28 protein-coding genes are annotated in these 25,340 nt (G+C 47.2%); all 28 read right to left on the bottom strand.

The features are described from left to right. Positions 1–22 precede the first annotated feature (22 nt). The 28 genes from flhB to dprA all read right to left on the bottom strand — a co-directional run bounded on the left by flhB (position 23) and on the right by dprA (position 25,135). Positions 23–1,135, bottom strand: a complete 1,113-nt coding sequence (flhB, locus tag HPL003_RS17755) for a flagellar biosynthesis protein FlhB (protein ID WP_043922432.1) — start codon at positions 1,133–1,135, stop codon at positions 23–25. Beyond that, positions 1,135–1,920, bottom strand: coding sequence for a flagellar biosynthetic protein FliR (gene fliR / locus HPL003_RS17750; protein ID WP_043922431.1), 786 nt, complete (start codon positions 1,918–1,920; stop codon positions 1,135–1,137). The genes flhB and fliR overlap by 1 nt, the downstream gene beginning before the upstream one ends. Positions 1,921–1,929: 9 nt before the next feature. Next, complete coding sequence (fliQ, locus tag HPL003_RS17745) at positions 1,930–2,199, bottom strand: flagellar biosynthesis protein FliQ (protein ID WP_014281093.1); 270 nt, start codon at positions 2,197–2,199, stop codon at positions 1,930–1,932. A gap of 37 nt (positions 2,200–2,236) precedes the next feature. Next, positions 2,237–2,992, bottom strand: a complete 756-nt coding sequence (fliP, locus tag HPL003_RS17740; protein ID WP_014281092.1) for a flagellar type III secretion system pore protein FliP — start codon at positions 2,990–2,992, stop codon at positions 2,237–2,239. Next, entirely contained in the window at positions 2,989–3,522 is a 534-nt protein-coding gene (locus tag HPL003_RS17735) for a flagellar biosynthetic protein FliO (protein WP_014281091.1), read from the bottom strand. The genes fliP and HPL003_RS17735 overlap by 4 nt, the downstream gene beginning before the upstream one ends. A 12-nt stretch (positions 3,523–3,534) precedes the next feature. Further along, positions 3,535–3,900 (bottom strand): response regulator, encoded by a 366-nt coding sequence (locus HPL003_RS17730; RefSeq protein ID WP_014281090.1) that lies wholly within the window; start codon positions 3,898–3,900, stop codon positions 3,535–3,537. Positions 3,901–3,929: 29 nt separating this feature from the next. After that, positions 3,930–5,237 carry a flagellar motor switch phosphatase FliY gene (gene fliY, locus HPL003_RS17725; RefSeq protein ID WP_014281089.1) on the bottom strand — a complete coding sequence of 436 codons (1,308 nt, stop codon included), beginning with the start codon at positions 5,235–5,237 and terminating at the stop codon, positions 3,930–3,932. Next, positions 5,227–6,225, bottom strand: a complete 999-nt coding sequence (fliM, locus tag HPL003_RS17720; protein WP_014281088.1) for a flagellar motor switch protein FliM — start codon at positions 6,223–6,225, stop codon at positions 5,227–5,229. The genes fliY and fliM overlap by 11 nt, the downstream gene beginning before the upstream one ends. Before the next feature lie 42 nt (positions 6,226–6,267). Beyond that, complete coding sequence (locus HPL003_RS17715) at positions 6,268–6,741, bottom strand: flagellar basal body-associated FliL family protein (protein ID WP_014281087.1); 474 nt, start codon at positions 6,739–6,741, stop codon at positions 6,268–6,270. Continuing rightward, positions 6,738–6,962 (bottom strand): flagellar FlbD family protein, encoded by a 225-nt coding sequence (locus HPL003_RS17710; protein ID WP_014281086.1) that lies wholly within the window; start codon positions 6,960–6,962, stop codon positions 6,738–6,740. The genes HPL003_RS17715 and HPL003_RS17710 overlap by 4 nt, the downstream gene beginning before the upstream one ends. A 60-nt stretch (positions 6,963–7,022) precedes the next feature. Next, on the bottom strand, positions 7,023–7,832 hold the full coding sequence (flgG, locus tag HPL003_RS17705; protein WP_014281085.1) for a flagellar basal body rod protein FlgG: 810 nt from the start codon (positions 7,830–7,832) through the stop codon (positions 7,023–7,025). 105 nt (positions 7,833–7,937) lie between these two features. Beyond that, on the bottom strand, positions 7,938–8,318 hold the full coding sequence (locus HPL003_RS17700; protein WP_014281084.1) for a TIGR02530 family flagellar biosynthesis protein: 381 nt from the start codon (positions 8,316–8,318) through the stop codon (positions 7,938–7,940). Further along, a complete protein-coding gene (locus tag HPL003_RS17695) occupies positions 8,311–8,847 on the bottom strand; it encodes a flagellar hook capping FlgD N-terminal domain-containing protein (protein WP_014281083.1) in 537 nt (178 codons plus the stop codon). The genes HPL003_RS17700 and HPL003_RS17695 overlap by 8 nt, the downstream gene beginning before the upstream one ends. 18 nt (positions 8,848–8,865) lie before the next feature. Beyond that, positions 8,866–10,332 carry a flagellar hook-length control protein FliK gene (locus tag HPL003_RS17690; RefSeq protein ID WP_014281082.1) on the bottom strand — a complete coding sequence of 489 codons (1,467 nt, stop codon included), beginning with the start codon at positions 10,330–10,332 and terminating at the stop codon, positions 8,866–8,868. 27 nt (positions 10,333–10,359) lie between these two features. After that, on the bottom strand, positions 10,360–11,343 hold the full coding sequence (locus HPL003_RS17685; RefSeq protein WP_014281081.1) for a magnesium transporter MgtE N-terminal domain-containing protein: 984 nt from the start codon (positions 11,341–11,343) through the stop codon (positions 10,360–10,362). Between the two features lie 47 nt (positions 11,344–11,390). After that, complete coding sequence (fliJ, locus tag HPL003_RS17680; RefSeq protein WP_014281080.1) at positions 11,391–11,834, bottom strand: flagellar export protein FliJ; 444 nt, start codon at positions 11,832–11,834, stop codon at positions 11,391–11,393. A gap of 10 nt (positions 11,835–11,844) precedes the next feature. Further along, positions 11,845–13,164: a flagellar protein export ATPase FliI gene (gene fliI / locus HPL003_RS17675; protein ID WP_014281079.1), complete on the bottom strand. Its 1,320-nt coding sequence runs from the start codon at positions 13,162–13,164 to the stop codon at positions 11,845–11,847. Continuing rightward, complete coding sequence (locus HPL003_RS17670) at positions 13,151–13,987, bottom strand: FliH/SctL family protein (protein WP_014281078.1); 837 nt, start codon at positions 13,985–13,987, stop codon at positions 13,151–13,153. The genes fliI and HPL003_RS17670 overlap by 14 nt, the downstream gene beginning before the upstream one ends. Next, positions 13,980–14,996, bottom strand: coding sequence for a flagellar motor switch protein FliG (fliG, locus tag HPL003_RS17665; RefSeq protein ID WP_014281077.1), 1,017 nt, complete (start codon positions 14,994–14,996; stop codon positions 13,980–13,982). Before fliG ends, HPL003_RS17670 begins: the two co-directional genes overlap by 8 nt. A gap of 11 nt (positions 14,997–15,007) precedes the next feature. Then, positions 15,008–16,594, bottom strand: coding sequence for a flagellar basal-body MS-ring/collar protein FliF (gene fliF / locus HPL003_RS17660; RefSeq protein WP_014281076.1), 1,587 nt, complete (start codon positions 16,592–16,594; stop codon positions 15,008–15,010). A 35-nt stretch (positions 16,595–16,629) separates the two neighbouring features. After that, complete coding sequence (fliE, locus tag HPL003_RS17655; RefSeq protein WP_014281075.1) at positions 16,630–16,944, bottom strand: flagellar hook-basal body complex protein FliE; 315 nt, start codon at positions 16,942–16,944, stop codon at positions 16,630–16,632. Between the two features lie 39 nt (positions 16,945–16,983). Continuing rightward, positions 16,984–17,436, bottom strand: a complete 453-nt coding sequence (flgC, locus tag HPL003_RS17650; protein ID WP_014281074.1) for a flagellar basal body rod protein FlgC — start codon at positions 17,434–17,436, stop codon at positions 16,984–16,986. A gap of 6 nt (positions 17,437–17,442) precedes the next feature. Continuing rightward, complete coding sequence (flgB, locus tag HPL003_RS17645) at positions 17,443–17,850, bottom strand: flagellar basal body rod protein FlgB (RefSeq protein ID WP_014281073.1); 408 nt, start codon at positions 17,848–17,850, stop codon at positions 17,443–17,445. Between the two features lie 407 nt (positions 17,851–18,257). Next, entirely contained in the window at positions 18,258–19,658 is a 1,401-nt protein-coding gene (gene hslU / locus HPL003_RS17640) for an ATP-dependent protease ATPase subunit HslU (RefSeq protein WP_014281072.1), read from the bottom strand. A 36-nt stretch (positions 19,659–19,694) separates the two neighbouring features. Next, complete coding sequence (gene hslV, locus HPL003_RS17635; protein WP_014281071.1) at positions 19,695–20,237, bottom strand: ATP-dependent protease subunit HslV; 543 nt, start codon at positions 20,235–20,237, stop codon at positions 19,695–19,697. A 26-nt stretch (positions 20,238–20,263) separates the two neighbouring features. Beyond that, a complete protein-coding gene (gene trmFO / locus HPL003_RS17630; protein WP_014281070.1) occupies positions 20,264–21,604 on the bottom strand; it encodes an FADH(2)-oxidizing methylenetetrahydrofolate--tRNA-(uracil(54)-C(5))-methyltransferase TrmFO in 1,341 nt (446 codons plus the stop codon). A 27-nt stretch (positions 21,605–21,631) separates the two neighbouring features. Further along, positions 21,632–23,734, bottom strand: a complete 2,103-nt coding sequence (gene topA, locus HPL003_RS17625) for a type I DNA topoisomerase (RefSeq protein ID WP_014281069.1) — start codon at positions 23,732–23,734, stop codon at positions 21,632–21,634. Positions 23,735–24,016: 282 nt separating this feature from the next. Then, on the bottom strand, positions 24,017–25,135 hold the full coding sequence (dprA, locus tag HPL003_RS17620; RefSeq protein ID WP_014281067.1) for a DNA-processing protein DprA: 1,119 nt from the start codon (positions 25,133–25,135) through the stop codon (positions 24,017–24,019). Positions 25,136–25,340: the final 205 nt, after the last annotated feature.

Here is a 25,340-nt window from a genome sequence, read left to right as displayed (position 1 = left end):
AGTCTCTTGGCCTCCGATCCCTTTATTTCACTTTACCTTTTAATTTATATACATAGGCCAGCACTTCGGCAACAGCCTGGAACAGATCAGCTGGAATTGCATCCCCGATTTCGGCTCTTTGAAACAGCGCCCGTGCCAGCGGCTTGTTTTCCATCGTTATAACGCCGTTTTGCTTGGCAATTTCCTTAATTCGGAGCGCTACGTAATCTTGCCCTTTCGCAATAATCTGCGGCGCTTCCATCTCCGAACCGTCATATTTCAAGGCCACAGCAAAGTGCGTAGGGTTGGTAATGATGACATCTGCATTGGGAACTTCCTGCATCATGCGCTGCATAGCCATTCGGCGCTGTCGTTCACGAATTTTCCCTTTGATCAGCGGGTCACCCTCCATTTTCTTGTATTCATCCTTGATGTCCTGTTTGGACATCTTCAGATTTTTCTCATGCTCATAGCGTTGATACATATAATCCAATATTGCTAAAACGAACAGCACCATACCAATTTTGAGTCCCAGTTCCATTGTTAATGAAGCCGTAAAGCTCAACATCTGGTCACCGGACATTTCGGCCAGCTTGGGTAAGTCTGCTTTTGTTTTCCACAGCACACCGTACACCAGATAACCGATCACGGACATTTTTAAAACAGATTTGAGGAATTCGACCAGTGACCGCATGGAGAAAATATTTTTAAATCCTTTAATCGGGTCAATTTTGCTAAATTTAGGCGTAATCCCCTCTCCAGTTAACAAGAAACCGATCTGCATGTAATTTGCCACTATCCCGATGACAATGGCCCCAATAAAAATAGGAGCCAGCATAATCATGATTTGCACGCCATACTCACCCATCATCAGCATTGTAGTGTTCGGCGTTACTTCCATCGTTAACCGATTTACAAAAATATCCCGAAACAAGCGAACCGCATGATCCTTGAAATACCCGCCGAAAATCATAAGGCAGAAAAACGTTACCAGCAGGACACCCGCCCCGGGCAACTCCATGCTTTTTGCAACCTGCCCTTTTTGCCTAGCATCCTGTTTCTTTTTGGGTGTGGCTTTTTCCGTTTTTTCCCCTGAGAACAACTGCAGGTTCATAGCATATTTAAATGACAAACTACGTTCCTCCAAACCAGGCATTAAGGACGGTTGCCCATAATATCCAACAAGTTGCGTATGGATTCGAACATCACAGTAAACAATTTTTCGAAGATAAAAGCAAAACTCGGCATCAGAAGCAGTAACATGAACAGTCCGACAATAATTTTGAGCGGCACGCCAATAACAAAAATGTTAAACTGCGGAGCCGTTTTAGCCAAAAATCCGAGTCCCACATCTGTTAAAAAAGTAGCTACTACTATAGGAGCAGCAATTTGAAACGCCAGCAAAAAAGATTCTGCAAAGGAACGCACCAGAAACTCCGTTACACTACCTCCATACAGCTTTACAAAAAAGTCATTTGTCAGCGGCACCCAATCATAACTGTATAAAATAGCGTTTATCAGGTGATGATGCCCATTTAAACTTAAAAAGAGCAACACAGCTATCGCAAACTTGAAATTCCCCGTTAGAGGCGACGAGGCTCCTGTCATCGGGTCGAACACACTAGCCATCCCGAAACCCACCTGAAGGTCAATAAAGGAACCTGCGGTTTGGATCGCTGTCATGAATAAATAAGCGGTAAAACCGAGCAACAATCCAATCAGCACCTCGCGACCCACCAACAGCACATACGCTGCATCCGTCGGTACTTGCTGATGCGTACCATAAGTGAGATACACGATCAATGCGAGAAATCCGGAAATCCCGACCTTAAAGATATTAGGTACTCCTCGGGTTGAAAATATAGGTGCCACTACAAAAAACGAGGTAATCCGACAAAAAATCAACAAAAAAACAGGAAAACTCTGTAACAACATGTCCATAACTTCAGCCTAACCTATATATTTGTACAAATTGTCCAGAATGTTAAACGTAAAATCCACTAATGTCGTCAATATCCAAGGTCCGAACAAGAGCAATGCCAGTAATACGGCGACAATCTTCGGAACAAATGCCAAAGTCTGCTCCTGAATTTGGGTTGTCGCCTGAAAAATACTGATAATCAAACCGACGACCAGTCCCAAAATCAGCATCGGAGCGCTAACTTTAAGCACTGTGTACACCGCTTGTCCGGCAAGGGAAATAATAAACTCCGAAGTCATTGCCGTCCTCCTTGATTGCTGTCCCTGCGGGAAATATTCATGTGTTAAAGCTCAGAAGCAATGATTTGACGACCAGATACCAACCATCTACGAGCACAAACAGCAGTATTTTAAAAGGAAGCGAAATCATCACCGGCGGCAGCATCATCATCCCCATAGCCATGAGCGTACTCGCCACCACAATGTCAATAACCAAAAACGGTATAAAGATCATGAAGCCCATCTGAAATGCTGTCTTTAACTCACTAATGGCATAAGCCGGAACCATCACCGTTAATGGAATATCCTGATAGTCTTTCGGTTTTTCCATCTTGGTGTATTTCATAAAGAGCAGTAGGTCCTTCTCCCGTGTATGAGAGAACATAAAGGTCTTGATTGGTACCGCAGCCTTGTCCAGCGCCTGAGACTGTGTCAAATCCCCCTTGAGATACGGCTGAAGGGCAGTTTCGTTCATAGCCGAGAACGTCGGAGCCATAATGAATAAGGTAAGAAACAGAGCCAGCCCGACAAGCACCTGGTTAGGCGGCATCTGCTGAGTCCCCAGCGAGGTGCGAACAAAGCCCAGCACGATCACAATTCGCGTAAAGCTCGTCATAAGCACAAGCAACGCGGGCGCTACACTGATGACAGTAATAAGTAAAATAATAGACAGCGAGGTGGCACCGGGCTGTCCTTTATCCGAGTTGCCGACTTGAATATCAATGTTCGGAATCGGTTCCGCAGAGGCCGCCGTCACCGAAATGAAGCTGAACAAGACAAGCAGCAAACATGCAAGTATAATCTTTTTTCTCATGAATCTCCCGACCGATCTGTAGTATTCTCCTCATTGCGCAGCTTTTCGAGTTTATCCTTACGATTCGGCATCTGCCGAAGCTTGGATTCGAACATCTCGTGAAAAGACGTTTCCTCTTCAGGCTGCTGCTGTGCCGCGGTGTTCCGGCGAAGCTTATCCGCAATTTTAGCGAATAGCGGGGCAATCGGGCCGCGCTGCAGAGAAGCTTCCTGCTCCAGTGCGGCCAAAATTTGCTCCACTTCTTCAGGATCGGATACTTTGTCAACAAGCCGGATATCTTCTCCCACACCAATGAGGTACACACTGCTGCCAACTTCAACAAGCTGAAGGGATTTGTTAGGGCCCAGCCCCACGCCTCCCAGTATGCGAACGGAGCGGTTGCTGAACCAGCTCTGATTTCTTTTACTCAAAAACCGTATCAAGTACACGATCAGTACGATGATAAAGATCAACACGAAAAGGACCCAGGCAATGTTGCCTATATTGCTGGATGTACTCAAAGCGTCAGAGGCACCCTGTTGTGTATCCATACAGGATGCGCCTTACACACCCAGTGTTTTGTTGATGGCTTCGATAACCCGATCCGATTGGAAAGGCTTAACAATAAAATCTTTTGCGCCTGCTTGGATAGCATCGATAACCATCGCTTGCTGACCCATCGCAGAACACATAATGACCTTTGCGTTCGCGTCAATTTTTTTGATTTCCTTCAGAGCGGCAATGCCGTCCATTTCGGGCATCGTAATATCCATCGTAATCAGGTCCGGACGAAGCTCCTTGAATTTTTCAATAGCCTGTGATCCATCCTGGGCCTCTCCTACTACTTCATATCCATTTTTGGACAGGATGTCCCGAATCATCATTCTCATAAATGCAGCATCGTCCACGATCAAAATACGGTTTGCCATCTGAAATAAATCCTCCCTAAATTATGCTATTATTGTAATTTTTGAATCCGGTCCCATTGGCTTACAATATCTGTCACACGCACGCCGAAGTTCTCATCGATTACGACAACCTCGCCTTTGGCAATCAATTTGTTGTTAACCAGAATGTCCACTGGCTCCCCAGCAAGCTTGTCCAGTTCAATAATTGAACCTTGTGAGAGCTCTAGAATATCTTTAATTTGCTTTTGGGTCCTTCCTAATTCTACGGTGACTCTAAGGGGAATGTCCATCAATAAATTTAAATTGTTTTCATCCACTTGGGCAAATGCACCGGACTGCAAGTTTGAAAATTGCACAGGCTGCACATTTACATTTCGTCCCGGTATCGAACCATAATGATGAGGTGCTCCATAAGGGGCCTGCGGTGGTACACCTCCAGGCATTCCATAACCTGGCGCTCCCTGCTGACCGTATCCCAGGTCTTGAGGGTACATAGGCGGTTGCTGTCCATAACCTGCATCCTGCGGCGTCTGTACAGGCACCTGTGCGGCTACAGGCGGCTGTTGATACGTTGGTGCGGGTTGCTGTTGCGGGACCTCGGTTTGTTTCGGTACTTCTGGAGCCGCCGTTGCAGCTACTTGCTGTGCGGACGCTTGCGGTTGCTCATCTTCCTCTCCGCCATTCATCAGAATGCTCACCATCTTTTTAGCGAAATGCACAGGCAACAGTTGCATCAATGTAGAGTCAATCAGGTCACCGATCAACAAACGGAAGGATACTGTAATCAACGTCTGTTCATCTGGCAGGCTGGATACTCCATCACCATGCATTGGATCCAAAATATCGATTCCAGGTGGAGAAATATTAACAAAACGCTTAAACATAGTAGACATTGAGGTTGCCGACGAGCCCATCATCTGGTTCATCGCTTCCTGCACAGCACTGATATGAATTTCATTCAATTCTTCATCTACCGGATTTCCTTCACCGCCAAGCATCAAATCCGCTATGACCTGCGCATCACGCTTTTTGATCACGAGCGAGTTAATACCCTCAAATCCATCTACATAATTCACATGTACCGCTACGTGCGGCTTAGGAAAAGCTGTTTCAAATTCAGAACGGGTAATAATTGAAACTTTAGGGGTTGTAATATCAACCTTTTGACCCAGCAGTGTGGAAAGAGCTGTCGCTGCGCTGCCGAACGTAATATTACCGATCTCTCCGAGAGCATCCTGCTCCAGAGGAGTCAGAAAATCGTCAACGGTCTTGTTGGCGGGAGTAGAATCCGTGCCCGCTTCAGACTGTTTCAGCAGGGCATCAATTTCCTCCTGGGACAAATAGTCTTTACTCGTCAATTTCTTCAACTCCTTCGCTGACAATTTCATCAATCTGTACGGCAACACGATCTTTTACCATACCGGGACTTCCCAAGAATTTCAGTTTTTCGCCCACCCGGATGGAGAGCCCTTCCTTGACGGGTTTGTTCAATGAAATGACATCCCCCACCGAAAGGCCCAAAAACTCGGCCACATTTATTCGGGATTCACCTAGCTCGGCAATAATGGGAAGTTGCGCTTTCGTGACCCGTAATCTCAAGGCGTCAATCTCTTCAGGCACCCTTGATTTCTTTTCGGATGTAAACCACTGGTGCGTGGACAGTCTAGCCATAATCGGCTCCAATACCACGTGCGGGATACAAAGGTTAATCATCCCTGTGGTATCACCAATTTTGGTACTAAGTGAGATTAGGGCAATCGTTTCATTTGGTGAAACAATCTGCATAAACTGCGGATTGGTTTCCATTGCCTCCAAACGCGGCTCAATATCCAATACCGTTTTCCAAGCCTCTTGCAGGCTGTCAAAGGTACGACTAAAAATTCGCTCCATGATTGTCGTCTCAATTTCTGTCAACGCGTTAACCTTGGACGGCGCTGCTCCGGTTCCTCCGAGAAGCCTGTCCAGCATTGCAAACGCTACGTTCGGGTGAACCTCAAGCACCATGCGTCCTTCCAGCGGCTCGGCTTCAAAAATGTTCAAAATGGTCATTTTGGGAATGGAGCGAATGAATTCATCATAAGGAAGCTGCTCCACCTGAACGACATTAATTTGGACAAACGTCCGGAGCTGTGCTGAAAAATAAGTGGTCAGATACCGCGCAAAATTTTCGTGTATCCGCGTCAAACTCCGAATATGATCCTTGGAAAACCGAAGCGCTCTTTTGAAGTCATAAGCGCGAACTTTCTTTTGTGTATCTTCCTTTTTAAGTTCTTCCGCATCCATTTCACCGGACGATAGAGCTGCTAAAAGGGCATCAATTTCCCCTTGCGACATTACATCCACCAATGTTATTCACCCCCTTACATGTTCTGACAAGTTCACCTGGAATCAAATGGCTGCCAGCAAAAAGTCTGTAATTTTGGCGTTCCCCAGGTGACCTTCAGGGAGCGACTTGTTGATGAGATCCGTCAGCTTGTCACTGAACTGGTCCCGGCCTTTAGCTGTTCTGAGCTCATCAGGCTTGGTGTCTGCAAGTAATTGAATAACGATTGGCTTGATACTGATGTCCTTGATTTTTTCAAAAGATTCCTTTGCTTTAGCATCGTTTAATTGAAAGGAAAGGTTCATTTGGACAATATAATCGGCGTCTGCCAAATTTGTTTTGATACCAGTAATTTCAGAACTCACTTCCACTAATTCATCTGCTGACAGTCGGGGAAGCTGTTCTGCTTGAGCGGCTTGCGCATTTGGAGTGGCTTCCGACTTCTTCCCACTAAGCGCTGGTATAAGTACAAAGGCCGCACCTGCAATCAAAGTAATCGCGAGTAAAATTGTAATGAGCCATGGCAGCATCTTTTTCATTCGTCTTCCTCCATTTGTTGCACTTTTATCGTGGCGGCATGTATGCCGATTTCACGGCTGTAACCCTTGATCAAGGAGACGACATCTGCCGCTTTTTCCAATACAATCAACCGTTTCCCCGTCACTAAAGTGACGTATGTATCCGGCGTTTCCTCCACAGTCTCAATGAGCAGAGCATTAAGCCACATAGGCGAGCCGTTCAGCCGCGTTAACGGGATCATCGTAACACCAACCTCCTGATAGGAGCGGGGGAGCCTTTACTCCCCCGCGTTTAGATGCGATTATCGTTTCAAGTTTACAACTTCCTGAAGCACTTCATCCGAGGTCGTAATGATACGTGAGTTCGCCTGGAAGCCGCGCTGCGCCACGATCATTTCGGTAAATTCACCTGTCAAATCGACGTTGGACATTTCTAGCTGGCCTGCAATGATAGCACCCCGGCCCTCCGAATTGGCTACTCCAGGCTCAAGTGCATCGATATTGGAGTTAACCGTGGTACGGTACAAGCTGCCGCCAATTTTCTCCAACCCTTCTGGGTTTGTGACTCTGGCTATACCAATTTGCGTGCCATTGTCTACTGTGCCATCATCCAATTGTTGTACAATCGTACCGTCCTGCGAGATAGAGAACGATGTAACATTGTCAGCAAGTGTGATCGGATCCCCACCCGCGTCTCCTACGAAAAATCCATCTGAGGTAACCAAATTTCGGTTCGCATCCACGTGAAAATCACCCGCGCGAGTTAGATAAGGAACATCCTGTGCATCATTCATTTTGATCAGGAAAAACCCGTCACCGTTAATCCGCAAATCTGTCGGATTGTTCGTAGTCATGGCACTACCTGGAAGATGAAGTGTATCAATTGAGCTGACCGATACCCCTAAACCGACCTGCTTGGCGTTTTGCCCCGCAGTAGTCGTTGCATCCGGCGCACTTGCGCCCGAACTCGTTTGGCTCAAAATATCCTTGAACATGACGCGGCTGGACTTGAAGCCTGTTGTATTTACGTTTGCAATGTTGTTACCGATAACGTCCAGCTTTGTTTGAAAGCCCTTCATACCCGATACACCCGAATACATTGATCTCAACATTGAGTATAAATCCTCCTCTGAATGCTTGCTCGATTAACCGCATCAGTCGATCCGCGGCTTCTTCATGGCTTTCCTGCTCGGGCCAGCCACTTCTTGCTAAATTTTCTATGAAATAATAACAGCGCTATCGATTTGCGTAAATACGTTATCCTGCATGGATTGCTTATCCATCGCGGTAACTACTGTCCGGTTGGGCACACTTACGATCAACGCCATATCCTGCATTAAAATCAATGATTCCTTGGCGCCTTTGGCAGCTGCCTTATCCACAGCGGAGTTAATCTTCGCCATCTGGTCACTTCTCAGCTCTATCCCCCGCTGCTCCAAACGCTTTGCTGCATGGTTGCTCAGCTTGAGTACTTGATCCTGCAACACCTGTCCGAATGGCCTACCATCCTTCGGTACCGGATTTATCCGGTTCTGCAAGATCGCTGCCGGAGGGACTTTGGCGGGAAAAAGACGTCCGACCGTTATCCGGTCATTCATGTGTCTCACCACTTCCAGTAGAGGAAGAAGTTGTAGTATCCGATGTCCCTGCTGAGGAAGCCGCTGTTTGAGCCTGACTTACCGATGTCACATCTTTCAGTGCTACCTCTGACGATCCTATTTTGGCGTACTGCACACCGTCACGAATAACGATGGAATCCACGATTCCACTTTTCACCGCACCTGCGCCCGTTTCACCTGTAATTGAATCCTTTTTACCTGCCTCGATCCAACTGACTTCTTTCCCAATCAAACCGGAGGATATTCCTAAAGACTGTCCCAACGTATTCAATTGAGTAGAAATGTTCATCAACTGCTCCACGGAAGAAAATTGCGCCATTTGCGCGATAAATTCCTTATCTTCCAAAGGCTGCATTGGATCCTGATTTTGTAGCTGGGTAATCAAAATTTTTAAAAATTGATCCTTACCCATCGTTTTGGTATCCTTGGTGCTTGCCATTTTGACGTTATTCACGTTGTAATTCGGCCAGACGTTGCTGGTGGATACATTACTGTCCACAGTCGTCATTGTGTTCTCACCTCCATGCTACGCTTGTGCTGTAAAGGAGCCTGTCCGATTTACATCATCTGTGCGTTGTTCTACTGTCCAGTTGCGGAGTTCCTCCGCCATTTCAGCTACCTTCAGAGCATCCTCGGCTTCTTCTCTACTCCGTGACTTGGAACGTTGCTCGGATTGTTGCTGCTGATTTGCACTTGATCCACGGCCATCCTGATACATGTGGGAAGAGAGTGATTCATTTTGCGTCACTTCGACTTTATCTACCTGAATACCTTGGCTTTGAAGACTTGCACGCAACTGTGACATTTGCTGTTCGAGCAAATCCTTAGCTCCACTGTGCTCAGTCATGAACTGGGCGACCAAGTGCCCATTCTGCATCGTCAGTTTAACTTCAAGCTGTCCCAAATGATCTGGGCGGAGCATGATCGTCGCTTCCGTTAATCCAGAATGTTTCACGATATCAAGCTTTTGCACTACAAATTCAGTCATTTCCTTAGCAAATTGTCGTACATGTACAACAGGCTGCGCCGGAGCGGAAGGAGTTGTGCCTTGCGTCTGCACCGAAAGCTGGCCTGCGGTCGTAATTACAGAAGTTTGACTGTCGGCCGCTGCCGGATCAGCCTGCTCGGTTACGTCTGCTACTGCACCAGTTTCATCCGTTGGAGTCGCTTTAACAGCGGCTTGAATATGAATATTAGCTGATGAGCGTTGTCCTTCTGTACCTTGCTGGCTTGTCCCCCCTTGACTCGTTTGCTGCTCAGTAGCAACAACCTGTTTGTCTGTAGAAACAGCCGTTAATGTTTGAGTGCCATTCGTCCGATTCGTGGAAGGCTGAACTGCTTGTGAATCTGCGCCATCAGCAAGCTCCACAGCTTTCAGTACGCCGGTCCACTGCTCATCGGAAATAACTCCCGTACCAGTCGTCGTATTTTGAAGCGATTGTAACAACTGTGTAATCTGAGACTTTTGATCGCCCGTAGCCTGATTCGCTATATTTGCAAGCTGTGACAAAGCATCCTGTAATGCAAACCGAATGGTAGCCGGATGAGCTGCCAAAGCCGTTATGCCTGTCGCCTCATTCGTTTCCGCCCCGTCTGTTTGCTGTTCCCCTCCACCGCCTAAAAGCTGCTGTACTTGCTGAACCCACGACTGCAGAGCTGCGAACAAGGCTGGATCAGCTGCTACCTGATCATCGAGCTTTTCAAGATTTTGCAATAATGGAGCCAGTGTCTCAACAAGCGGTTCTGCTGAAACTTCTGTCGATTCTCCGGCAGTAATCAACGGCAGCACCATAACTAATGGAGATTTCCCAGCATCTGTGCTTGTAGAACCCGTTTGCCCGCCAGTCATCATTTGCGTAAGCGTCTGATTAAAAGCACCGCCTGTGGCTCCGGCTACTGCCGTCCCTGCTGTTGAAGTTGTCGCCGTACTAGCTGTGCTACCAGCTGTCTGACTGGAACTGCTGAGAGATACACTTTGAGAAATAAGTGTCATTTATTTTTTCACCTCCCTTCATTCAAATCACTTGCTGCCCATTAGCTTGTTCAAAATTTTCGCCGTCTGTGCAGCATCCTTCGCAGACATATTTTGCAGTAAAGAAGCACGTGTCGAATCATCTACTGTATTCAATATGTTCAATGCCTTGTCTGGACTGATTTTGTAAGTTTGTAAAATAAGCTCGGCACCACTTTTCTTGTCCATGGAAGCGAATGTACTGCTAATTTGAGTGTTTTGCAGACTTTTACTCGTTGTTCCCGCTGTAGTGCTTTGATCCTTTTTCAAGCGGGACTGCAACGCAGCCACCGACAAATCTGTAGATGGCGTTACGTTCTTCAGAGCCATTGTGATATCGGCCGCCTTTTTAGCATCCATCTTTTGTAAAATCTTCGCACTGTTCGCAGGGTCCATGTAGCTTAGCAGTTGCACCGTTTCTTCGGTTGTCAAGTTTTCCATAATCGGTGCTGCCTTACTTGCCGTCATTCCTTCATACATGGAAGCAAGGTCTCTGGCCTGTTTTACATATGGGTCTTCATTCGCTGTACCGTCTGCCGCTTGCGTACCTGTCTGTCCCTGCTGACTGGCTTGCGGCTGTTGTTCCTGTTGCGTTTGCAGCGTATTGACCTGATTTTGTAGCTCTGTAACCTTTTTATCCTGAGTTGTTTTGGCGGCCGCAGCCTTTTGGAGTTCCTCCGTCTGCTTGGCCAAATCTGTCTTAAGCTGCTGGATAGTAGCTTCAGAGCTTTGGGACTGGGCTTTCTGATCAGCCTCTTTGCCCTTGGCAACCTTGTCTTTCGGTTCAGGAATCCAATTCTTCACAATCGGAATCTTGTTTCCCAATGAAATCATTTCACTTCTGAAATCCATATTGAACAGCGTAAGCAGGACCCCGACCAGAACGATTGTAAAAACAATCGGAATCAGGAAAAACATAAACCGTTCAAATCCCCCGCCTGACTCTTTTTCCAAATCCATATCCAGTTCATTTTCTGCTAAATTCCGTGCCATCGTCTTCCTCCTCAGGCAGCTGATATGCGCATCCTGTGACTTTCCGCTTACCGGGCTTTCATGGCAAATCTCACGGAAGCCATTTCATCCAGCTCGTTCTGCTCGCGCAGGAGCATTTCCTGTTGGAATTTCACGTTGGCCTTCTCTCTCGCTTTCAGCCAAACTTGTTCATCCAGCATTTTATCGGTCAAAACGGTTTGTTTGCTTTGCACATTTTGCTGCGCATATTGAACGTCCCTATGCTTGCGTGTGATACATTGATCCAGATGATTGACGTAAGCCTGCAATTCCTGAATGGCAGAGAGCGGCGCGCAATCCTCGGCAGCCTTTTGAATGGCTGATATGACCCGATTCCTTTCGCCTAATAGCTGTATCAATGTCTGCTCCTCAGCCTGCAATTGTCCGACAGCACTGGAAAGCAGCCATTCGGCCTGTGACTTCTCGTTGGTTTTCAAGTCTACAACTTTCTGAAAGGAATACTGAAATCTCATCGTTCAACCTTCATCTCCTCGTAAATTCAGAAATCAAACGCTCACGAACCTCGTCCAGCTCAACCTTTTCATCCGTTCTTTGCCTTGTAAAATCCCATATATCCCGTATGCGATCCATAGATTCGTCAATTTCTGCATTCGACCCCTGCTGATAAGCCCCAATGTTAATCAGGTCCTCCGAATCTTTATAAACCGCCATCAGGCGCTTAATATTCTCGGCAGCGTCAATCTGGTCACGTGGTGCAATATCCTTCATGACCCGGCTAATGCTGGCTAACACATCAATCGCGGGAAAATGTCCTTTATTCGCTATCCCCCGGTTGAGCACAATGTGCCCATCCAAGATCCCGCGCACCGCATCCGCGATGGGTTCATTCATGTCATCACCATCGACCAGCACCGTATAAAAAGCGGTTATCGAACCTGTAGGTCCGGTTCCCGCACGCTCCAGCAACTTGGGCAAACTGGCGAATACGGAAGGGGTATAACCCCTCATCGCTGGTGGCTCTCCGACTGCCAATCCTACTTCACGTTGCGCCATCGCATACCGGGTAACCGAGTCCATCATCAACATGACGTTCAATCCGCGATCCCGGAAGTATTCAGCGATCGTCGTTGCAATGAGCGCACCCTTAATTCGGATCAACGCGGGTTGGTCGGAAGTTGCCACAATGACTACTGAACGTTCAAGCCCTTCCGGTCCCAAATCCCGTTCAATAAAGTCCAGCACCTCGCGTCCACGTTCCCCGATCAGAGCAATTACGTTCACATCTGCTTCCGTATTACGGGCAATCATTCCCATCAGGGTACTCTTACCTACACCGGAGCCTGCGAAAATACCGACCCGCTGTCCTTTACCGATGGTAAGCAATCCGTCAATGGCTCGTACACCGATACTGATTGGCTCCTGCACACGCGGGCGACTTAGCGGATTCGATGGAATGTTGAAGGTCGAGTATCTCGCCATCCGTGATGGAATCAACGAGCCGTCCAAAGGTTGGCCCAAACCGTCCAGCACTTTGCCCAACAGCTCCGACCCCACCTGCACGTTCAATGGCTTCCCTGTTCCTACGACATCACAACCGGGACCAATGGATTGCAGTTCTCCAAGCGGCATCAAAAGTACCTTGTTGTCTCTAAAGCCTACAACTTCCGCTTGCAGCGGCTTAGCCGTTTTACCCGGATAAATGTAACAAACATCCCCGATACTGGCGTCCGGACCTTCCGATTCCACCATCAAACCGATAACCTGTGTCACTTTGCCGTTTACCCGAACCGGGTCCAGTTGTCGCAAATGATCCATGTAGCGCTGCGTATTAAGCCCCTTCATGTCTTCGCTCCTCGTTCTCATGTGCCAGACGCAGCAGTTCCTTTTTGATCTCAGCCAGTTGTGTATCTATCCGCGCATCCACACTTCCAAAGGAAGAACGAATGACGCAGCCGCGATCCTTCACAGTACCATCAGGAATAATTTGCAGTTCTGCCTGCGAATCGACAGTTAATGACAATTCTTCGCGTGCACCTTGCACAAATGCGAAATGCTGAGGCGACACACACAGGGTAATTGTTCCTTTTTCCCGCTTACGAGCCAAGTTTTTACGAATGAGCTCAATTGTGTATTCAGGCTCAATACTAAGTTGTTTTTCAATAACTTTCTCAGCAATGGCACTACTCAGCTCAACCAGAAAAGGCTCAGCCTCCTGAATCAATTGCTCCTTGGTCTCATAGGCCTGACGCAAAATATCCTGCGCTTCTACCATCATCTGTTCCGATTTCGCCTGAAGCTCGGCCTCAGCCAACTTTTGGCCTTCCTCATAGCCTTGCTGAAACCCGTCAGCCTTTAAGGACTCTGTTAACTGCTCGTCCTGCTCACGGCGTTCCTGCCACCAGGTTTCAATCTGCTGCTGCGCCTCCTGAAGCATCCGTTCCGCTTCTTCAGCCGCCTCACGAACCTGCCGTTCAGCAAAATCCTTGGCATCATTCAGCATTTCATCCCGGAGCCGTTCAGTCTCGTAATCTCTCTGCGGTTCCGGCTCTATATGTTCAGTTGTGACTTCCTCGTCCGACGTTTCCGGCGCATACGTATGTGCCACATCAATGGTCTTCAAAGCTTCAACAGGCACATATTGGAAAGATTTGATCAAGTTAGACAATGATGTCATCTCCTCCGCCGCGTGCGATTATAATCTCACCGGCCTCTTCCAATCTGCGGATCGTCGATACGATGCGAGTCTGCGCTTCTTCCACATCACGCAGCCGTACCGGTCCCATATACTCCATTTCCTCTTTGAAGGTTTCTGCCATCCGTTTCGACATATTTCGGAAAATCACATCGCGTACTTCTTCGCTGGACACTTTAAGCGCCAACTGCAAATCGGCATTGTCGATATCGCGGATAATACGTTGAATGGAACGGTTGTCCACATTGACGATATCCTCGAATACGAACATTCTTTTCTTGATTTCCTCGGCCAGTTCAGGGTCCTGAATTTCAAGCGAGTCGAGGATCGTACGTTCGGTTCCTCGGTCTACGCCATTCAGAATCTGAACAATGGACTCGATACCACCCGCATTCGTGTAATCCTGCGTGGCGGTTGCTGACAGCTTTTGCTCCAGCACACGTTCCACTTGTGAAATGACTTCCGGCGAAGTGCTGTCCATTACAGCGACACGCCGGGCCACCTCAGCCTGCTTTTCCTGAGGCAGGGACGACAGAATCGCCGCCGCCTGCTCAAATTGCAAGTACGAGAGCACGAGAGCAATCGTCTGTGGATTTTCGTTCTGTATAAAGTTCAAAATCTGGTTTGGATCAGCCTTGCGGGCAAAATCGAACGGTCTCACCTGCAACGTCGCCGTCAGACGGTTAATGACCTCAACTGCTTTTTGCGATCCGAGTGCCTTTTCCAATATCTCTTTGGCATAATTGATGCCGCCTTGGGAAATGTACTCCTGAGCCAAGCAAATTTGATGAAACTCAGCCATAATCGAATCTTTTTCCGCTGCATCGACCTTCCGCACATTGGCGATTTCCAATGTAAGTTGCTCAATCTCTTCATCACGCAAATGCTTGAATATTTGAGCAGATACTTCCGGCCCCATCGTGATTAGCAGAATTGCCGCTTTTTGTCTTCCCGTTAAACCTTGACTGCTTGCTTTTGCCAATGAACTCACCTCTATTCGTCAGCCAGCCATGTACGAAGCAGATTGACGAATTCGTCGGGTTTCTTTTTCGCCAGACTCTCAAGCTGTTTACGCACTTGACTTTCATTTGTCACACTTTCCATGGTAATGGACGGGAACTCCGTCGGTGTTGGCATAAGTTGCAGATCTTCATCTAATTCTTCTTCCTGCTGCTTACGACGACCGCGTACAATCAGGAAGATTACGCCTGCCAACAGTGCCAGTACAGCAGCCCCGATGCCCCATACCCAAGGGTTCGATGCTGAGAAAAACGTGTTGGTGCTCGCTGGCGCCGGTACGGTTTGAGAGAAAACTGAAACTTTTTTGGCTAAATCAGCGTCTGTAATAGTAATGCCGGAATTCGCTAATGAAGCTCTCACGATATTAACCAAGATGTTTTGGATTGCGGCCTGAGTTGCTGCATCCAAAGTTTGCTGCCCCGTTGGTGGTTCAACTGCTACATTAATGGTTAAATCTTTTACAGTGTACGGACTTTGGATAATATCCTTCGCAATTCGGTTAACTTCGTAGTTAATTGTGCTTGAGCTCTTATCCGAGCTTGTGTTGCCCGAATTGCTTCCTCCAGGGTAACCAGGCACATCCTGCGTTCCTGTACCTGCGACTCCTCCGGTTTGTCCACTACTGCCAGTGTAGCTTTCCTGAATTTGCTGGGCACTGATTTCAATGCCCTTCATTTTCGTTTGATCAACTGGTGTGACCAGCTGTTCTTTCGACGTTACTTTGTCGAAATTTAGCTGTGACATAACCAGCACATTCACTTTGTCTTCGCCAACAATTTTCGACAAAAATTGTTGGACATTATTCCTTACATCGCTCTCAAACTTCTTCTGCAGAGCCATGTTTTCCTCAACACCACTGGAGAGACCTCCTTGACCGCCCTTGGCCGTTGGAATCAGTTCATACTCCTTATTGGTGATCGTAATGTTTTCTACAGGCAAATTTGGCACAGCCGTCTTTACCAGATTAAAGTATCCGTCGATGGCTTGCTGGTTTGGCGTAAAGCCAGGTTCGAATTCCATTTGAACCGAGGCAGAAGCTTTGTCCTTTTCTTCAAGCCCGGCAAAAATGTTTTCCTTCGGCATATTAATGACAGCTTTGGAACTTTGGACACCATCCATCCGTTCCAACAGTTGCTGCACTTCGCCGTTCAATGCGTTATTGTACTTCACATTGAACTCGTTCTCCGTCATGCCAATTGCTGAAGAGGACTGGTCAAAGGCACTCATGCCGATTGAACCCTTTTGAATTAGGCCTTGAGACCCAACATCTACCTTTGCCTTATCCGCGTTTGCGGTTGGGACTGCGATTTGTGTCCCGCCAGCATTGAGCTGATACGGAATACCCGCAGAATCGAGATATTTAATGACCCCGGCTGCATCGTTTGCGTTTAAATCCCGAAAAGCCACTTCATATTCGGTTTTGGTAAACTGCATCGTTAGCACTACAATGGCAATGATGATGAATGCCAATGTCGAAACAAGTAATATCTTCTGTTTTTTGCTGAAATTATTCCAATACCCGGAAATCTTATCCCGATATTGGGCGATTCTCTCGTTCACTCCGTCACCCCATCCGAAACTTTGCTAGACCCTCTTTACATCTGTGTACGCATGATCTCCTGATAGGCTTCAATCGCTTTGTTTCGGACCTGAGTAGTAAGCTGCAAGGAAAGCAGCGCTTGTTGGGAAGTGATCATGACCTGATCAACATCAACTTTTCCTGCCATGAACTGGTCGGACATCGTGTGTGTAGCGGCTTCCTGCTGCCCCACTTCATTGAGCGCATCCTTTAGGAACGAACCAAAATCCTTCAAGGATTCGGAAGGCGTCGCTTTCGTCAACTCATTGTTAGGCGATTGAATTTGCTGTATTGCCGGTGTCTGTACATTAAACATGGCGTTCTGGATCATGTTTTACTCTCCCTATTCTGTAGTTAGTAGTCCTGGAACTTAGCGACCGATTTCAAGTGCCTTGGAAACCATTGCCTTGGATGCATTCAGAGCTGTTACATTGGCTTCGTAAGAGCGTGTCGCGGAAATCATGTCTACCATTTCTTTCATAATGTCTACATTAGGCATATATACATAGCCATCTTTATCAGCATCCGGGTGACCCGGATTGTACACAGGCTTCAAAGGTGACTGATCTTCCTGTATTTGCGAAACCTTGACGCCAGCGGCACCTGTTCCATTTCCTTCCATTTGAGCCTGCAAAACATCGGCAAACCGAGATTGGTTAGGCTCCAAAACAACCGTTTTTCTCCGATATGGGACCGCCTGTCCATTCTCCACTTTTGCCCGGGTTGTCTCTGCATTGGCAATGTTGCTTGATATGACATCCATCCGCAACCTTTGGGCCGTAAGAGCAGAGGCGCTGATATCAAAGCCGTTGTTAATTTTCACCTGGTCCTATCTCCCTTCTACCGCTGTTCTCATCATTTTGATGCGTTCACTAATTTCTTGGATGTAGGTATTATATCTCAGTTGATTCTCAGCCATAAGGCTCATTTCTCTGTCGATATCCACGTTATTCATATTGTTGTTCATGACAGAATACCCATCTTTGGTAACCACAGCATCTGGAATGGAGTTCGTAGGTCCTATCTGAAAATGTTTCGCATTGGTTACTTTTCCACGTAATGGTGTCACGTCGCCACCCATTTGCTGCTGAAGCAATTCTTCAAATGAAACCTCTGAACGCTTAAAATACGGGGTATCCTCATTGGAAATGTTGTTGGCCATCACACGTTGTCTCGTATTTGCTGCCTGAACACCTGCCTGAAGTTTTTGAAAGCTCATATCACCCAGCAGATTCATTTAGCTCCTCCTTCCAGCGTCTACTCCAAAGTAAGATTCAATAAAACAAGATTTTTCACTTTTTTTCGACAATAAAATTTCATAATTATACATTTCTCTTAGGTCTTAAGTAGAAAATAATTGCTTTGTGTCATATATTCTAAGTTTCGTAGAGTTGGGACCTAATTACAATAAGAAAAAAGCCCTATCTTTTTTAAAAAAGAGGGCTTTTGATGCATAAAATGTTAAATTTTTCAGGTTTTTTTCAATGAAATGAATGTTTTCTTAGCACTTTGCACCTGTAAAAGATTATACGTCCTACTTTTGGAATAGACAGAAAAATCATCTAAGGGACGTTCATCTAGGTCTATGTGACGGTGCAAGATAGTGTTATTCTAGACAACGCATCCTATTTTAAAAGCTCCCACTCATAAAATATACTGACTAAGGTCCCTGTTTTGGGCAATATCACCCAGCTTCTCCCGAACATATTCCGGGGTAATGATCATGCGGTCCAAAGTAAGCTCCGGAGCCTCGAAGGACAAATCCTCCAACAACTTCTCCAAAATGGTATGCAAGCGGCGCGCACCGATGTTTTCCGTATTCCGGTTTACAGACTCGGCAATGCTGGCAATTTCACGGATGGCTTCCGCCGAAAATTCTACTTCAATCTCTTCGGTACGAAGCAAATCCGTGTATTGCTTGGTCAGCGCATTTTTAGGCTCTGTCAAAATGGATACAAATTCATCCAATGTGAGACTGCTCAGTTCAACACGGATTGGAAAACGTCCCTGCAGCTCAGGGATCAGATCAGAAGGCTTAGCAACATGAAAAGCTCCAGCGGCGATAAACAGAATATAATCTGTCCTTACCGGGCCGTATTTAGTCATAATGGTAGAACCCTCGACAATAGGCAAAATATCGCGCTGGACACCTTCTCTAGATACATCAGGACCACTGCCCTTGCCCTGGCTGGCAATCTTGTCGATTTCATCAATAAAAATGATACCGGATTGTTCAGCACGCTTCACGGACTCCTGAATGACATCATCCATGTCGATCAGCTTGGCAGCCTCATCCTGAATGAGCACCTTACGGGCTTCCTTCACCGGCAACTTGCGCTTTTTGGTCCGCTTTGGCAGAAAGCTTCCGAACATTTCCTGCATATTCATGCCCATTTGCTCATTTCCCTGCCCAGCAAACATATCCAGCATATTGGGTGCGGTGTCCTCCACATCAATCTCAATAACTTCATCCTCAAGCTTGCCTGACAATAGATCAAATTTAGCCTTACGCCGTTTCTCTGCCAAGGATGTGTCCTGTTGTGGGGGTTCTTCCTCTACCGAATTCCCGGTGTTATTGCCAAACAGCATTTCAAAAGGGTTACGTTGGGATTTATTTGATTTCTCTGCAGGTACAAGAATACTGACAATCCGTTCATTCGCCATGTCCTCGGCTTTGTCCTTCACATTCTCTGTCCGCTCCGCTTTAACGATGCGAATCGAGGTTTCCATCAAGTCACGCACCATGGATTCCACATCCCGGCCGACATAACCCACTTCTGTGAACTTAGTCGCCTCTACCTTAACAAAAGGAGCTCCCACGAGTCGGGCCAGCCTGCGTGCAATTTCGGTTTTACCCACGCCCGTCGGACCGATCATCAGAATATTTTTGGGCACAATTTCATCCCGGATATCATCCGGCAGCTTGCTGCGCCGATAACGATTGCGCAAGGCAACGGCAACGGATTTTTTAGCCTGCTTCTGTCCGACAATATATTTATCCAGCTCGGATACAACTTGTCTGGGCGTCAACGATTGATTATTCATTTTGCACTCCTCCACCCTTGATTACTCAGAGCCGATTTACAGTTCTTCCACGATAATCTGATTGTTCGTGTAAACGCATATTTCCGAGGCAACCTCCAGCGCTTCCCGGGCCATATCCTTTGCCTCCATACCGGAGCCATGACGCTTGAATGCGCGCGCCGCCGCCAATGCAAAATTTCCGCCTGAGCCGATCGCAAGCACATCATCGTCCGGCTCAATAATTTCACCGCCCCCGGAAATGAGTAACATTCCGGATTGATCCATAACAATCATCAAAGCCTCTAGCTTACGCAGGATACGATCCTGCCGCCAGTCTTTAGCCAGTTCCACCGCAGCCCGCTGAAGATTGCCGTGATGTTCCTCCAGCTTGTTTTCAAACTTTTCAAACAATGTGATGGCATCTGCCACTGAACCAGCAAAACCTGCAACCACCTGACCACGGTATAATCTGCGTACTTTTTTTGCCGTTTGCTTCATGACGACACTGTTACCGAACGTTACCTGACCATCACCAGCAATAGCTCCCTTGCCATTGTGGCGTACAGCACAGATGGTGGTAGCATGAAAGGACATATCCATAACGCGCTCCTCCTTTTCCTTCATCCTTATGCCTGTACTTCGGCTGACATAACTTCCGCTTCGTTGATATAACCACGCAAGCTTTCCAGCGCACGGTTAGCAAGCGCTTCGTTCTTTTCCTTCTTGTTGCGAATACGCGTTTCCAGCTTTGGCAGCAGACCGAAGTTCGCATTCATCGGCTGAAAATGTTTGAAATCAGCTGTTGTGATGTAACGAGCCATACTGCCGAGTGTCGTTTCCGCAGGGAATACAAACATTTCTTGTCCACGCGCCGTACGCGCTGCATTCATCCCCGCCAGCAATCCTGAGGCAGCAGATTCTACGTACCCCTCCACTCCAGTCATTTGTCCGGCAAAAAACAGATTATTTCTGCCTTTGAACTGATAGGTCGGATGAAGCTGCTGTGGGGAATTGATAAAGGTGTTGCGATGCATTACACCATAACGTACAAACTCTGCATTCTCTAGGCCCGGTATCATGGAAAATACGCGCTTTTGCTCTCCCCATTTCAAATGAGTCTGGAAGCCAACCAGATTGTACAGTGTACCCGCCGCATTATCCTGACGAAGCTGCACAACGGCATATGGCAGCTCTCCTGTATGTGGGTTCACAAGACCGACTGGTTTCATCGGCCCAAACAATGCCGTCTGTTTACCGCGTTGCATCATCACTTCAATGGGCATGCAGCCTTCAAAATAAATTTCTTTTTCGAATTCCTTAACTTGTGCCACCTCAGCCGTAATCAGTGCCTCATAAAAAGCGTCAAATTCCGCTTCATTCATCGGGCAGTTCAAGTAGGCTGCTTCTCCCTTATCATAGCGGGAAGCCAGATAAACCTTATTCATGTCGATAGAGTCCTTCTCCACAATCGGGGCCGCCGCATCGTAAAAGTAAAAATACTCTTCTCCCATCAGTGATTTAATCTGTTCTGACAAAGCCGGAGAAGTTAAAGGCCCGGTAGCAATGACTACGATCCCGTCCTGTGGAATTTCCTGAAGCTCCTCATTGACAACCTCAATAAGCGGATATTGATGAAGAGTATCTGTAATATAGCCGGAAAATCCATCTCGATCCACCGCCAGCGCACCACCTGCCGGAACAGCATGACGATCTGCGGCATTCAAAATCAAGGAGTTCAATATTCTCATTTCTTCCTTCAGCACACCTACCGCGTTAGTCAAGCCGTTAGCCCGTAAAGAATTGCTGCACACCAGCTCGGCAAATTTATCTGTATGATGCGCCGGTGTTTTAACAATCGGTCTCATTTCATATAACTTAACAGGCACACCACGGCTTGCAATTTGCCAGGCAGCTTCGCTGCCCGCCAAACCAGCTCCGATGACCGTTACCTTTTGTAGCTCACTCACGTTTAAATCCCCCTGCTATTGTTGTTCTTATGAAGTCTCTACACCCTCGTCGCTATCTTCCAGCATTTCACTGTGATCGCAGACGGTACAGTTGAGCTTCGTTCCCTGTTTTGTACGTTTTTCGACCATTAAGCCACCGCAGCTTGGACAAGGCTTAATGGACGGTTTATCCCAGGATACAAAATCGCATTCCGGATAACGGTCACACCCATAAAAGATACGTCCTTTTTTACTCCGTCTTTCCACAACATGGCCCTCACCACATGTAGGACAATTGATCCCGATATCCTTGACAATCGGCTTCGTATTGCGGCAATCCGGGAACGCAGAGCAAGCTAGAAATTTACCAAAGCGGCCGAGCTTATACACCATCGGGCTGCCGCATTTGTCACAAATGACATCAGACTCTTCATCCTTTATCTCAATTTCCTTCATTTCTTCCTCAGCCACTTCCAGACGTTTCTCAAACGACTCGTAAAAGTCACTCAAGACCTTGACCCAGTCTCCTTCGCCTTCTTCTACGTGGTCAAGATCACCTTCCATATTGGCCGTGAATTCCACGTTCAGAATTTCAGGAAAGAATTCCTCCATCTGCTCAATGACCAGTTCTCCCAGCTCTGTAGGAAAGAACTTCTTCTCTTCAATGGCGACATAGCCACGCTTCTGAATAGTTTCTAGTGTCGGTGCATACGTACTCGGACGTCCGATACCCAGTTCTTCCAACGTTTTCACCAGTCGTGCTTCTGTATAACGGGGAGGCGGTTGCGTGAAATGCTGCTTCGGCTCAACCGATTCCTTTTTCAGCTTGTCACCCGATTTAAGGGGCGGCAGCAGCTTATCCTCTTCGGTTTTGCCGTCGTCATTCCCCTCCACATACACTTTCATGAAGCCTGGAAAACGAACCTTCGAGCCGGCTGCACGAAATATGGTCTCACCCGCTTCAATATCAACGGACAAGGTATCCATAATAGCGGAAGCCATCTGGCTGGCCATAAAACGCTCCCATACCAGTTTGTACAAACGGAACTGGTCCCGGCTCATAAACGGCTTAACCGTTTCTGGATCACGCAGCGCGGAGGTTGGACGAATCGCTTCATGCGCATCCTGGGCGTTGGCAGCTTTTTTGGAATATTGACGAGGGCTTTCAGGTACAAAAGCTTCACCATATTTCTGAATAATGAATTCCTTCGCTTCCTCTTGGGCCGAGACGGCGATTCGTGTGGAATCCGTACGCATATACGTAATCAGACCCACGGTTCCTTCCTTGCCCAAGTCCACACCCTCATACAGCTGCTGGGCCACGGACATTGTTTTGGATGCACGGAAGTTGAGTTTCCGAGCCGCCTCTTGCTGCAAGGAGCTAGTCGTGAATGGTGGAGAAGGATTGCGCAAGCGCTCTTTCTCTTTCACATCACGGACCTTGTAAGACGACTTGCCGATAGCCTCCAGCACTTCTTGTACATCCGCTTCGCTGGAGAGCTCTTTCTTTTCGCCACGAAGCTGATGGAATTTCGCCTCAAAGGTACTGTCCTTAATCGCTAGTTTAGCTGTGATCGTCCAATACTCTTCCGGTACAAACTCATTAATCTCGTTTTCTCGATCCAGGATAATTTTCACGGCAACCGACTGCACGCGCCCTGCGGATAAGCCCTTCTTTACCTTTTTCCAAAGCAATGGACTGATTTTGTAGCCGACAAGCCGATCGAGGATCCGCCGTGCTTGTTGGGCATTGACCAAATCCATATTGATTTTGCGTGGTGTTTTAAAAGCATCCTTGACGGCCTGCTTTGTGATCTCATTAAATACAACGCGGCAGTCTGCTGTATCGTCCAGATCCAGCGCATGCGCCAAATGCCAAGCGATAGCTTCGCCTTCGCGATCCGGGTCAGCCGCCAGATATACTTTTTTCACTTTTTTTCTGGCATCCTTTAATTCTTTCAAAATCGAGCCTTTACCTCGAATGGTAATGTATTTGGGATTAAAATCATTTTCGACCTCTACGCCGATCTGACTCTTTGGCAAATCCCTGATATGACCCATGGAAGCCTTGACGATATATTTGCTGCCCAAGTATTTGCCGATCGTCTTCGCCTTGGAAGGCGATTCCACGATGACGAGTGAATCCGCCATAGGCTCTTCCTCCTCTCAATTACGTACAATTAGGATAGACTTCCTGAAATGTGGTGAGTTATAGCGCGGAGACGCTCCACAATGGATTTGATCCTACAATCGCTGTTGCTTTTCCGGATTCAAATCCCTTGCTCCGCTGCTGCGAGCTATAAAGTCAACACATTTCAGGAAGCGGAGAGGGAGTAGGAATCCGCTGTGCGGATAAATATCTAAACTCCCATCCCCGGATGTTTAATACTGAATTTATACAATTACTACATTAAGGATTTGCAAAATCAACTATTAAATAAGTTTGTATTTTGTACCCGCAAGCTGGGAGATCCTTTTTTTTATGATTAACGATAACAGAACTGAGTGTAAAAGTCCAAAATCCCATGCAGTCGCTTCAAGCAGTTCATCCAGTGTCAGGGTTCCCTGCTCCAGTAACAGCACGACGCGTTTTTCCTCGGAAGTCTCACTCGCTGGTACTTTGGAGACACCATTCACATCCAGACTCTGCTCTCTATTGTATGAAGAAACATCCCTTGTACGCAAATCGGCGACGTACTCCTCTACAATATCCGAAGCTTCGGTGACCGTTTTCGCCCCTTGCTTAATCAAACTTAACGTACCTCTGCTCTTCGGTGATGTAATCGGTCCAGGAACAGCGAACACATCTCGATCCACCTCCAACGCAGCATCAGCTGTAATTAGAGAACCGCTTCTTACATCTGCTTCTACCACAACGGTTCCCCGTGTCAGACCAGCAATGATCCGGTTACGCTGCGGAAACATTCCCGGATGCGATCTGGTGCCTGGTGGATATTCCGATACAATCAACCCTTTGCTCGCCATCTCTGCAAATAAAGATGCATTTTGGGGCGGGTAAATTTGATCAATTGCCGTTCCAAGCACCCCAATCGTATTGCCTCCCCGGCGCAGAGCAGCTTCGTGGCAAATACTGTCGATCCCTCTCGCCAATCCACTGACTACTGTAATGCCCGCATCACACAATCCCTCTGTCAGCATTTCAGCCGCTCTACGTCCATAAGCCGTAGGAATGCGGGTCCCCACCATAGCTACAGAGCATGTATGCAAAAGTGAAATGTCCCCTTTCGTATACAATACCCAAGGCGCGTCAACCGTTTCTTTCATTAATAGGGGATAATCCTCATCCACATAAGTAATCACTCCGATATCGCCGGATCGAACCCGCTCATATCTTTCATGTACCCAATCTTCATTGTAACGCTGCGCCGCTATACGGGCCTGAGTGGGATTTAATCCTACCTCAATCCATTTCTGTTCGCTAAAATGCAGCAGTTCATGCAGTTGGTAGTCACTCGACCAAATACGCTGAATTGTTTTTCTACCGATACCCTCTAATTCATGCAAACCCAGCAAAAGCCATCTTTCTTCCAAACTGCGGTTCCCCCATTCACGGGAAGGAGTGAACCCTCCCTTATTTTGTGGCACAACGTATCATTTTGCAAGCGTTTCCCAGATAAGCCTGTCTCCACGCAAAAAAAGCAACCTTTTCATCCCCTGTTTAAGAAGACAAAAAGGTTGCTTACCTTTCTTTCATTATACACTAGCAAGCGGCAAATTTCGATGCCATTTTACAGCT

Source organism: Paenibacillus terrae HPL-003 (assembly GCF_000235585.1).
GTDB lineage: Bacteria > Bacillota > Bacilli > Paenibacillales > Paenibacillaceae > Paenibacillus > Paenibacillus terrae_B.
The sequence above is the reverse complement of the archived record's forward strand: the minus strand, read 5'-3'. Positions and strand labels throughout refer to the sequence as shown.